The organism is Niastella sp. sgz303648, assembly GCF_059587045.1.
In genome coordinates this window covers 72,399-86,478 of the sequence record NZ_JCAPSW010000015.1, presented here as the reverse complement: position 1 = coordinate 86,478, position 14,080 = coordinate 72,399, and the positions used below count along the sequence as shown (strand labels likewise).

Annotated in this window: 2 protein-coding genes; both read left to right on the top strand. The window is 46.4% G+C overall.

What is annotated here, in order from left to right; translation table 11 throughout:
- Positions 1-132 precede the first annotated feature (132 nt).
- The gene (locus AC59IL_RS30865; protein WP_496556105.1) at positions 133-1,461 is read left to right on the top strand and encodes a DUF4302 domain-containing protein; all 1,329 of its coding nucleotides are present in this window, start codon (positions 133-135) and stop codon (positions 1,459-1,461) included.
- A gap of 343 nt (positions 1,462-1,804) precedes the next feature.
- Positions 1,805-14,071 (top strand): DUF8696 domain-containing protein, encoded by a 12,267-nt coding sequence (locus AC59IL_RS30860; RefSeq protein WP_496556104.1) that lies wholly within the window; start codon positions 1,805-1,807, stop codon positions 14,069-14,071.
- The last annotated feature ends 9 nt before the right edge of the window (positions 14,072-14,080 follow it).

Sequence of the window (14,080 nt, the reverse complement as noted above, 5' to 3'; positions counted from 1 at the left end):
CGCAAAGGCGCAAAGCCGCAAGGCTTTTTCTTAGCGCCCTTACAGATCGCGAAGCGATCACCTTTGCGCCCCTGCGCCTTTGCGAGAAATAATAATTCTTTAACCAAACGACATGATTCATTATTCAAGTTTATGAAAAAGATCACAATATATTTTCTATTGATATTAACCGTCTTTTCTTCGTGCCGGAAAGATAAATCACCGGCATTCGATAAACCGGCCGACGAGCGTATAAACGATACGCTCAGTAAGTACCAGTCGGTATTAACCGGCTCACCAAATGGCTGGACGGGCACCCTCGTTACCAAACTGGGGCTTACGTTCAGTTTTTATTTCCGGTTTGGCGATAATAACAGGGTAGTAATGTATAGTGATTTTGATACTACTACCGCCAGCACTGCCAAAGAAAGCAGCTTCCGGTTAAAGGCATTGCAGCAACCGTCGTTAATTTTTGACACCTATTCCTATATTCATCTGCCTGCAGATCCCGATGCCAGTGTAAACGGCGGCTATTACGGAGCCGGGCTGATTTCTGACTTTGAATTTTCAATTGACGCATTAAGTTCAGACAGTGTTTTGTTAACAGGCCGTTTCAATGGCAGCTCGGCCATTTTACGAAAAGCATCACAGCAGGACCGCGCCGCCTGGGAAAACAGGGATATATATAACACGGCAAAAGGATTGAAAGATCTGGATAAAATACTGAATTATTTTAAACGGCTTACTTATAACGGCGTCGAGTATGAAGTACAGCTCAATAAGGTATACAAGGCCGTTACTGTATCGTGGAAGGATGGGGCAACACCCGTATCGGTTGTTACACCCTATTATATAACACCTGACGGTGTTCGGTTTGGTGCAGCCATAACCAATGGCAGCCAGATAATAACCGGGTTTACAATTACCGGCTGGGACCAAACCACTTCAACATTAAAAGTAAAAGTAAATAATACCGATGCTTCTATCGCCGGGGCCATCAGGCCTATCAATCCTGATATTGCTGCCGGCCGGCGCTGGTGGCAGTGGGGTAACAATACGCAGTTGTATTATTATTCTGAAAACGGTTTTCATGTTAATGGCGTAGATGATGCATTTAAGGTGAATACCCTGCATACAGATACTTCGGTATTTTCTGCATTGCTTTACTGGCCCGGTATTAAGCCGCAGACCGGAAGCGCGTTCGATGCATTTATGCCTTATTACTATAATCCAACGTCGAATTCGGCTGACTGGATATATGGCACCGGGCAGCAATCGCAGTTTCTGTCAGACGGGCGGGTGCGGTTCATTTTGCTGGGCAATCTGATAGGTGGCGATTGGCCCACATCGGGACCGGCTCTCCAAACACGAACGCAGTTGTTTATTACCGATGGGTACTGGTTTGTGCAAACAAGCGAAACTACCTATGATATGGTGAGTGCAACAGATGCCAAAGCATGGATCACATGGAAACATGATTAACAAACAATATTGTATGTCCTATTTAAAACCTTCGTTACGGATCTTTTTGATCCGTCCCTAAGAAAACAAAGGAAAAAGGCACAGAGTAAAAGGCTCAGGATACAAGGCACAAGGGAACAAGAAATCAGACAACCGGAAACCGGGAACAGGCAACCGGAAACAAAACGAACCCCTTTTAACAATCAAAATATAATGAGCGGCTGCCCATAGGGCGCCGACTGAGTGCATCGCATGACACACTCAGCACCAGGCACCGTTTTGTGCAAAACGGTACCCGGCCATGCTTTGTTTTGACTGTTCGATATAAAGAAAACGATCTTATAAAATGCAAAATACTGCTTACATGAGAAACGGCTACCCATACTCGTTTATTAAAAAGATCGGCACCTTATTGCTGATACTTGTTACGGCCTTTCAGGTAAATGCTCAGATTGACATTACTATTGGAACAGGCACCTCCGGAAATGGCAGTGGAACTTATCCATGTCCGATACAGGACTGGTATGAAGGTAGCCGTGCGCAGTTTTTGTATCAGGCGTCTGAATTAACCGCAGCAGGTATGGCGCCGGGATCCATACAGTCTATTAAGTTTAATGTGGTAAATCTGAACGGAGCCGGTATTTCCGAAAAGCTGGTGATGAAAATAGGCGGCACCACCGCTGCTACTTTATCAACTACCGGCTGGGATGTGTTTTCGGGTTCAACGGTAGAAACCGATCCGTTAGACTACCAGCCTGTAACAGGCTCAAATGTATTTACATTCCAGACGCCCTTTTTCTGGAATGGCACCGATAATATCCTTATTGAAATATGTAACGGCGATCCCGCTAATGCAACCGGCTTATTTTATACCCATAATGCCGAAATTACCTGGACGACCAATTTATCATTTAACGGATCTCACACATTTGTTTCCGACGACCTCGGTAGTCTTTGTAACAGTACTGCAGGTTTCTCCACCGGTACACAAACTACCCGGCCCGACATCGCATTTTCATGGACACCTGCTACCGGATGTGCCGGAAAACCGGAAGCAGGTACTACAATCAGTTCATCGGCCAATGTATGCTTCGGTCAGAATTTTACGCTCAGCTTAGCGGGTCAAACGATTGCTTCGGGACTTACCTATAAATGGCAGTCTTCACCAAACAATACAACATGGACCGATATTACAGGGGCAACTACCTCAACCCTTGTAACCAGTCAAAGTGCTACTTCGTGGTACAGGGCCATACTTACCTGTACAAACGGAGGGTTAATGGATACCGCTACTGCGGTACAGGTTGCTTCTCCGCCGCTTGTTTCGGGTCCTTTTACAATCAACAGCTCAATGCCGGCCAGCGCCAATAATTTCAAATCGTTCAACGATGCCGTGAACTATATAAGGTGCGGTATAAACGGGCCGGTTGTATTTACCGTATCGGCAGGGCCTTATGCCGAACAGGTTACCATTCCTGCTATACCTGGCACCTCAACTGTTAATACGGTTACTTTTAACTGTAATGGTACAACGCTAAGCTATAATACTTCCGATGCGGCCAATCGAACGGCCATTATATTAAACGGAGCATCGCATATTATTATCGATAGTTTAAATATTGATGTGTCGTCGGGTACCTACGGATGGGGTATATTATTGACGAACAAAGCCGACAGCAACATCATTCGAAAATGTACCATCAATACAAGCACTACATCTACTGCCAGCAACTACGCCGGTATTTTAATAAACGGATCAGCTACTTTAACCAACACTTCGGGTAATAATGGCAGTGGAAATCTCATTTCGGGCAATACCATCAACGGGGGGTATTATGGAATAGATATATATGGCAATACATCAGGAACAAATACAAACAATGCCAATAACATCATTGAAAACAACATCATTCGCGATGTTTACTATACATTCATTTATTCGTATGCGGTCAATGGATTAATAGTACGTGGTAACGATATTTCGCGACCGTCGCGATCAACGTTTACATCAACCAACGGTATATATGTGGGTGGTGCAGATGTTCTGGTTGATAAAAACCGGATTCACAACCTGTTTGATGCGGCTACCGGCAATACTTCGTATGTGTATTGTATTTCATCAGGCAGTTCAGGTACTTCTGCCGCACAGCCCAATAAAATTCAAAACAACCTCATCTATAATATTAATAACGGCGGCGGTACTATTTACGGCATTTGGTCGGGCGGGTACAGCAACTGGAACTTTTACCACAATTCAATTGTGCTCGATGATGCAACGGCAACTGCCGGACCGGTATATGGCTGTTATGCATACGGTGCCGATGTAAATATAAAAAACAACCTTATTTATATAACCCGCGGAGGATCGGGAACAAAATATTGTTTAAACTATCCATCGTCCGGTGTTACTTCATCGGTCAACAATGATCTGTATATAAACAGCGCTTCCGGTACTACCTATATCGGTTACTTTAACGGAACCGGCTGGCCAACACTGGCCGGCTGGCAGGGCGCTACCAGCTACGACCTGAGCAGTGTTTCGCTCGACCCGCAATTTGTAAATGCGGCAAACGGCAATTACACGCCTGCGAATGTGTTCCTCGATAATCTGGCCGTTCCGGTTGGTATAACAACCGATTTAAACGGCGCAACCCGAAGCAGCACAACGCCCGATATCGGCGCCATTGAATTTGCTTCACCGGTTTGTACCACACCTCCCGTGCCGGGAACAGTAGTGAGTTCAGCCAATCCCATTTGCGCCGGAAGAACGTTTACCTTATCGCTTACGGGCGGTACAGCCGGATCGGGTCAAACATACCAATGGCAATCATCGACCGATAATGTAAACTGGACGAACATACCAGGAGCAGTAAGCGCTATATTCAGTACTTCGCAAACAGGCACCACCTGGTACCGCGTTAGCGTAACCTGCGGTACAACGGTATACTCGGCTTCACTGCAGGTAATTACTACTTCAGTGGTATACGCTACCCTTCCGTTTACCGAAAGTTTTGAAGATACCTGGATAAACGGATGCGATACCCGTGATATTCCCAATAATTACTGGCGAAGCAACCCCGGTACCGGTAATAATTCGTGGCGCAGAAATGATGATGGCGCAGCAGCTGTATGGAACAACCCTGCCAGTGGTGCTTACACGCCTGCTGCTTCAAACGGTAACTATTCTGCCCGGTTCCATAGCTATAATGCAACCGGCGGATCAACGGGCATCCTCGATTTCTATGTTAATTGTAATACTGCTATTGCTTTAAAACGGCTACGATTTGATTTTATCAATACATCGGGCAATGACAGCATGGCGGTATGGCTGTCGACCGACGGAGGCGCCACCTTTACAAGGCTCAATGGTTTTACGGTGAACAGTTCGTGGGACAGAAAGGTGATCAATTTTACATCAACGTCTGCCACCACCGTGATCCGGTTCCGTTCAACTTCTGATTTGGGTAGTACAGATATTGGCATCGATAACCTCGCAGTTTACAACCTCGAAGACTGTTCGGGTATTCCTGCCGGTGGTACAACCGTTTCAACCGGAAACAATGTTTGCCCCGGTACATCCTTTACATTAAGTGTGAACGGCCTGCCTTTGCAAAACGGCCTCACTTACCAGTGGCAATCTTCAACCGACAATATAACATATAATAATGTTACCGGTGCTACAGGCGAATCGCTGACCACCACGCAAACGGTAAACAAATGGTACAGGATAGTGACTACCTGCACCAACAGCGCCCAGTCGGCCAATTCAACGCCGGTGCTGGTTTCGATGAAAGCGCCGGTGTATGCGCCCTTGCCTTATGCCGAAAGCTTTGAAAATACCTGGGTTAATGGTTGCGATACCCGTGATATTCCCAATAGTTTCTGGAACAATGATCCGGTAACCGGTGATGAATCGTGGCGCAGAAATGATGATGGCGTTGCGGCCAACTGGACTTCTGCCTTTGGCAACTATACGCCCACTGCTTCTGCGGGTTCATATTCTGCCCGCTTCCACAGCTATGATGCAAGTTCAGGGGCCCAGGGTAAATTCGATCTGTATGTGAATGCAGGTATCGGCTCACCCAATAAACGGTTAACTTTTAGCGCCATCAATCAAAGCGGCAACGATAGCCTGTCGGTTTATGTGTCGCGCGATGGCGGTGTTACTTATACCAGGCTCGATAGCGTAGGTATAAGATCAACCTGGAGCCCGAAAACCATTTTCTTCAATTCGGGTTCGGCTACCACCGTAATTCGCTTTCAGGCAACAGCCGACTTTGGAAACTCTGATATTGGCATTGATGATATTCTGGTGGCCGACTGGCCCGATTGTTCCGGTACACCCAACAACGGTACTGCGGTTTCATCGGTAAGCACCGTTTGCGTTGAACCATTTACACTAAGTGTAACAGGTGTGAGCACCGGTAACGGCATTACCTATCAGTGGCAACAATCGGTCGACAGCGTTACCTGGACAGATATAACCGGCGCTACCGGTCTTTCATATACTTCAACCCAGGTGGGTACACACTTTTACAGGCTGGTGACCAAATGTACAATAACCGGTACGTCGGCTAATTCAGCAGGGGTAAAGGTTATTTCACCGGTGCCTGTTCATGGTGTATTTACAATTGATAATACATTGCCAACAGGCGGCAAAAACTTCGCTACATTCAACGATGCCTATCAGTTCATTAAATGTGGTATCGACAGTGCGGTATTGTTCAATGTACAAACCGGTACCGGTTTATACAACGAGCAGCTGATTATGTCGGCTATACCTGGCGCTTCAGCGCTGAATACAGTTACTTTCAAAGGAAACGGGGTTGCTACCATAGGTTTTGCATCAACCAATGCCAACGAAAGGGCGGTTATTAAGCTGAAAGGCACAAGAAATATCATATTCGACAGTTTGGTTATTAAAGCCAATACAGGAACTTACGGCTACGGTGTACAGTTAATGAACAATACCGATTCGAACGAGGTGAAAAACTGTACCATCAATTTGTCAGCAACTTCTTCAACAACAAACTTTGCCGGTATTGTAGTCAATGGGGCCGATGCCGGGGCTGTAACAACCGGTATTGTTTTAAGTGATTATAATATTTTCTCGGGCAATACTATCAATGGCGGTTATTATGGAATTACGCTGGTAGCCACTTTCGACAATGGCGCCAACGGTAACAATAAGATTCTCAATAATACCATCAATGACTTTTACCAGTATGGTATTTATGTAAGCGGCAGTTATGCAACAACCATCGAAAAGAATTTCATCAGCCGGCCTACGCGTACCAGCGTGACCGACTTCTATGGTATTTATTTCACAACAGAAAAAAATGCGGGATGTACTATTTCGAAGAACCGCATCACCAATCCGTTCGGTGCAGCGCTTTCGAGCACCGCTGCCTTCTATGGCATTAACTTTAACAGTTCGAGCGGTTCAACCGGCGGCATCTATAATGAAAATGTGGTTAGCAATAACCTTATTTATAAAATAAATGGTAATGGCGTTCAGTATGGTATTACCAACACGGGCTCGAGCTATGCATGGTACTTCCATAATACCATTTCGCTCGACAGCATCGGTTCAACATCTACCGCGGCAACAAGAGGTTTTTCGCAATCGACCACGGCAGGTGGCCTGTTCTTCTACAATAATAATATTTCAATAACCAGGGGTGGTGCAGGAACCAAGTATTGTATTTACCTCGGTTCAAACCTGCCTGCAGGCGCCGATAACAACAACTATTATATCAATGCCGCAGCGGGTACCAATTCGATAGGTTATTATACAGCTGCCCGTGCGCAGCTGGCCAACTGGAGAACTGCAACCGGTTTGGATGCAAACTCATTATCGATGACTCCCGCTTTTGTTGACCCTGACCATGGCGACTATACGCCGGGCAACGCTGGCATCGATAACAAAGGAGTAGGTTTAGGTATTACAGATGATATTAAAGATCAGACACGCAGTGCAACAGCACCCGATATAGGCGCCTATGAGTTTACGCCGTTGCCATGCGCTGTTCCGCCAGTAACCGGCACAGTGAAAATTACACCGGATTCTATTTGTCAGTATAATCCTGTTTACCTGCATTTGAATATCGGTGCATTCGGATCGGGACAAACCTTCCAGTGGCAAACGGCAAAAACGTTGGCTGGTCCGTTCACTAATCTGGGAATGCCCATGTTAACACCTGATACTACTGTTATGGCCGATACCACCAGTTACTTCAGGGTTGCTGTTTCGTGCGGTACCAATGTTGTATACTCCGATACGGTACGACTGGCGGTGAGCCCTGCATTACCTTCGGGTACATATACCATTAATAAAACCATTTCCGGCAGTTATATACCCGGAAAGCCGGGCGGTAACTTTGTATCATTTGCCGATGCCAAAGCAGCTATGGGTTGCGGAATAGGAGGGGCCGTTGTATTTGATGTAGAGCCGGGTACAGGACCTTATACCGAACAACTGATTCTCGACAGCATTGCAGGTACTTCGGCCATCAACACCATTACGTTTAATGGGCATGGTAATACCCTTACATTCAATGGTAATACCAGCGCACAAAGGGCGGTAATAAAATTAAACGGGGCCGATCATATTATTTTCGATAGCCTCGTCATTGCAACAGGCACCGGTACTTATGGATATGGTGTGCAGCTGATCAATAATGCCGATTCGAACACCTTCCGTAAATGTACCATCAACACCTCTTTAACCGCCACCACCACCAGCTTTGCCGGTATAGTGATCAATGCTTCAGATGCAAGTGCGGTTTCAACCGGTAATACCTTGTGCGATGGCAACCTGTTCAATAGTAATACCATTAACGGCGGTTACTACGGTATTACGCTGGTAGGTAACACAACTGTTGCTGCTTTTCTGAATAATAACAGCATTACCAATAACACCATAAATGATTTTTATAACTACGGATTATATGTAACAGGAACTGTAGGTACGGTCATCGCGGGCAATACATTTACTCGTCCTGTTCGTACCAACACGGCCACCAATGTGTATGGTATTTATTTGACCACAGCACCAAGTAATAACTTACATATAAGCAAAAACAGGTTTGCCGGATTCTTTACCGGTGTTCCGGGTTCTACATCATCTTTCTACGGCATTTACCACAGTTCGGTAACTGCCGCTATTGAAGACACCATAAGCAATAACCTGTTCTATAACCTCGATGGAAACGGACCTGTGTATGCCTTGTACAATACCGGTTCGGGTAATATCTGGTATTACCATAATACCATTTCAATCGACAATACAGCCAGTACGGCTACCGGTGTAAGTGTTGCTTTTTATCACACGTCTTCGGCAACCGGTTTAAAATTCATCAACAATATTATCAGCATAACAAGGGGTGGCACCGGTAACAAGCACGGCATTTACCTGAACTCAACAACCAGTGAACTGTTGTCGGACCACAACGATATATACGTTAACGCCACCAATGCTTATGTTGGATATTATTCGGCAAACCGCAGCACACTGGCCGACTGGACGGCGGCTACGGCCAAAGATGGCGCTTCGTACAGTTTGAACCCATTGTTTGTCGACGTGAATGCCGGTAACGGTATGCCGCAACTGATTGCGATAGACAATAAAGGCATACCGGTGAATATTGCTACCGATATTATGAATACGGCCCGTTCGGCCACAACACCCGATATAGGCGCTTATGAGTTTGCTCCGCAGCCATGTGCCAACCCGCCTGTAGCAGGTGTTGCTTCGGTAACCCCATCATCGGGCGTGTGTCTTGAAACACCTGTTGAGTTAAACATAACAGGCAATTCACCATTGGGCGCCATCAAATTCGTTTGGCAGTCGGCCGACAATGCGTCGTCGACGAACTGGACGAATATCAGCGACACCCAGTACTTCCCGAAATATAATACTAAGGTTACTTTGAAAACCTGGTTCAGGGCTGCGGTAATCTGTAATGGAAATACCGTGTATACAGCACCGGTACAGGTAACATTGAATAACGTATTGATAAGCGGAGTATATACCATCGACCCGGCACAGGGCCCCTCTGCAACCAATTTCGTGTCGTTCCGGAGTGCCGTTGATGCACTGTTGTGTGGTATTACCGGATGGGTGAGATTCGATGTGGCGCCGGGAACTTATAACGAACAGATCAGGATACCGTATATCCCCAATACATCAACGGTAAATACGGTCACCTTCCAAAGCGCCAACGGAAACGCAGGCGCTGTGAACCTGACCTACGATGGTACAGCCACCGCTAATTATACACTGAAATTAGATAGTACAAAATATTTCATCTTTAAGAACCTGACTTTTACAGGTACCAATTCAGCGAATGGAAGAGTGATTGAACTGGCCAATACCGCATCGTACGACAGCATTGTGAACTGTATTATTTCGGCTCCTGCAGTAACCACGGCATCTACCAATGTAGTGGGTATTTATGCCAACCAGTTAAAAGGCAGCAATCATGTTATCAGGGGTAATACCATTACCAACGGTTCAAGCGGTATTTATATAGCCGGAACCGCCACCGGTGTAAACCTTACGCCCGATCATGTGATCGACAGCAATACCATCAGCGGCGCCTGGCAGTTTGGAATATATACTTCCTTCATCAAACGCCTTGAGCTGAATAAGAATACGATTACCGTAAACGGACCTGTTAACTCTACCGCGTATGGAGTATACGCCATAGACTGCGACTCATCGTACCACATTACCGGTAATAATATAACCCTGAGCAATACAGGCACTGTGGTGTATGGTATGTCGATTATTAATTGCGATACTGCGATGGATGAACGGGGTACGCTGGCTGCCAATGTTATAACAGCAGTGACCGGCAACACCGGCTCGATGTACGGTTTATACCTTTCCAATTCACCGGGTATACTGGTACAGAACAACGTAGTGGCGATCAATACAACCGGCGCCGGTTCGTATGGTTTGTATCATAACAACTTCAGCAATGCTGATTATTTCAACAACACCATCAACAGCACGGCCACTTCTGCAACGAATAATTATGCCCTGTACCTGCAAAATACTACGGCTTCAGGCATACAGCTGCGCAATAACATATTCTCACATAAGGGCGGTGGTAAAGCGATGTATGTAAATAATTCTTCTTCGGCTTATACCAGTGATTATAATATGCTGTACACAACAGGAAGCACCCTGGTGCAAAGGGCTAATCCGGCGGGTTCGTACGCTACGCTGGCCGACTGGAGGGCCGCTGCTTACTGGGATAAGTATTCAATAGTATATACGCCGGCTTTTGTGAGCGATGCCGATTTGCATCCTGATCTGGCTAATCCCGATGTGTGGGCTATGCACGGCCGTGGTATACAGATTACGACAAACGATCACGACATAAACAACAATCCGCGACCTGTTACCCTTACACAGGGTGTGCCCGACCTCGGAGCGTATGAGTTCTATCCAACTGCATTGCCAACCGTATTAACGGCAATACCGGCTGCACCTTCCGCCAATGCCACACAAACCTTTATGTATGGAACCGACACGGTAATGAAGATCATGTGGGGACCCACGCCGCCGCCATCGGTTGAAGCAAGACGTTTCTCGGGCGTAGTGCCCACAGGGCTGCAACCGCGACCCGACTCTATGTTCTTCTACACGAAAGTTGACATTCCGGGCGGAGGCAATTACGATTACAATATGGAACTGTTTTACCTCGATCCATGGCAGGGCTCAGTTCCCGACCAGTCTATGCTGGGCCTTGGAAAAACTACGGTCTCCAATGCATGGATAGTAGGCTTTAGCAGCCGTGTAGATGTAAATAAGAAAAAGATCACACAAAACAGCGTGAACTATATCGATCGCTTTACCGGCCTGGTGAATCCGTATGCGCCGCCGGTACTACCCGAAAAAGACAGCTCGAATCGTGGTAAGAGATTCTGGGTAGGATATCAGAAAAGCTGGGATTTCACCTATGGTAATGCGCAGCAAATGGTATTGTACATGAGCACCACCGATCAGCCGGCCAATGTGCAGGTAAAAATAGCAGGAACCAATTGGGTGCGTAATTATGTTATACCGCCGTTTACCACACAGGCTTCGGAATATATGCCTAAAGCAGGTACCGAAGATGCACGATTGCTGAATGAAGGGTTGTATAGCAGGGGAATTAGTATCACCAGCGACGTGCCTATTACTGCTTATGCGCACATATTCGCAAGCACCAACTCCGGCTCAACGATGCTGTTCCCGGTTGGGGTATGGGGTTATGAATATTACTCCATGAACAACAAACAATATTATGGATCAACTGATTGTTTCTCTACTATAATGGTTGTGGCCGATAAGGATAACACTGTGGTTGAAATCACGCCTTCTGTTCCCACACTGAGTGGCAGGCCGGCCAATGTTCCCTTTAGGGTAACCTTAAATGCCGGTGACGTGTACCAGGTGCTGGGTGGCATGATATCAACATATACAGGCTATGATTTAACGGGTTCCATTATCAAATCGGTTCCCAATGCAAGCGGTAAATGTTACCCCATAGGTGTGTACTCAGGAAGTTCGCGTACAGGTTTGGGTTGCGGCGCTTCGTTGGGTTCTTCGGGCGATTTGTTCCTGCAACAAACCTGGCCATACTCGGCATGGGGTAAGAAATATTTAACAGCGCCAACCACGCCGCTGGAAAATATCACAAACAGAATGACCAACATTTACCGGGTAATGGTGAAAGATTCTTCAACGGCGGTGCTATTGAACGGCGACACATTGAAAAATATCATTAATAACAGGTACTACCAGTTCGAAAGCAATACCGCCAATGTTATTACTGCCAACAAACCCGTAATGATGGTTGAGTATATGTCTTCATCCGGTAACTGCCCCGGTACCGGTACATATGGTGATCCTGACAGTTATATTTTGAGTCCGGCAGAACAGGCCATCGACGGTTTCTCAGGATTTTACCGGAACAATTTATCGGCTATCAACATAAACTACTTAACACTTATTCTGCCCGACAGCGGTATGAATTCGCTGAAGATCGACGGAGTGCCCTGGAACCAGATACCGGCTGCCGATAAATACAGTTATCCGCATGCACAACCCGGTTATACAGTAGCCATTAAAAAATGGCTGGCGGGTGCAGGACAAAGCTCTGTTGAAAGCGATAGCGCTTACCTGGGTCTTGTGTTTGGATTGGGACTTGCAGAAAGTTATGGGTACAATGTAGGTACCATGGTGAAAACACTACAGGGATTAGGTACTATTAAGAATACCCTGAATAATGGAACCAGTGCCGAATACACCTGTCAGGGAACACCATTCAGATTTACCGGCTACCTGCCGTTCGTGCCTACTTCATTAACGTGGAAGTTCAGCAGTGTTCCGGGTCTGTCGCCGGGTACTGATGTAACCGTTGTGAATCCGGTGCCATCAGACAGCATCATGATAAATGGAGTTAAGAATTATGTGTTCCCGGTAAATCAGGATTATACGTTTGCCGCACCTGGAGTTTACACCGTTGAGATCGTATACGATCATCCTGATATTGAAAGCTGCGATCATACCGGCCGCGACCTGATATATATACAGGTAGTGCCGGCGCCGAAAGCCGACTTTACCGTGAACTTCTCAGGTTGCGTAAAAGACATAGCACAATTGACCGGTGAAGCTACCGCACAAAACGGCATAGCCGTAAATCAGTGGAACTGGAATTTACACGACGGTACAAAACCAACCGGACAGCATATAAGCTATACCTACAATACACCGGGCACCTACACCGAGAAGCTGCAATCAATAACGGCCGACGGTTGTATAGGCGATACGTCAAAACAAATTGTGGTGAACCCACAGCCGATTGTGAAAGTGAATAATATATCGGTTTGTATCGGTCACGATACCACGCTGGCTGTCGAAAACCCGGTTGCCGGTTCTACCTACAACTGGTATGCATCAGCCACAGGCGGTACGTCGCTCGGTACAGGACCAACCTTACTGATACAAAATGTAACTGCCAATGCCGATTACTATGTGCAGGAAACATCTGCCGCCGGTTGTAGTTCAGAAATGACTAAGATGAGTGTTAGCATACTAACAGCAACACAAAAGCCGGTAGTAGCTGTTGATTCGGTAACCGCCAGTTCGGTGAAGTTCAAATGGAATGCAGTGCCCGGCGCTACCGGTTATGAAGTTTCAATGGATGGAGGCAGCACCTGGAGCACACCATCATCTGGCTCAACAGGACTTACCCATACCGTTGCCAATATACCACCATTGCAAACAGTAACCATTATTGTAAAAGCCCTCGGTGGTTGTGCCAACAGCTTATCGGTGCCGGTATCGCAACAGGTATTGCCCGATGGCATATTCATACCGAACAGCTTTACACCAAACGGCGACGGATTGAATGATGTGCTGAAAGTGTATAGTTATAAGATAAGGCAAATGCAAATGGTGGTATTTAACCAATGGGGCGAAAAGCTGTTCGAAACAAGAGATCAGAGCAGGGGATGGGATGGAACGTACAGAGGCAAACAGCAACCATCCGGTGTATACATGTACGTATGCAGAATGGTATTAACAGATGGAACAACTATAGATAAACGGGGAGCAGTGAATTTGATCAGATAACATGGTTGT

Coding starts and splice junctions, on each gene's coding strand:
- AC59IL_RS30865 (WP_496556105.1), top strand. CDS start 133: ATGAAAAAGATCACAATATATTTTCTATTGATATTAACCGTCTTTTCT.
- AC59IL_RS30860 (WP_496556104.1), top strand. CDS start 1,805: ATGAGAAACGGCTACCCATACTCGTTTATTAAAAAGATCGGCACCTTA.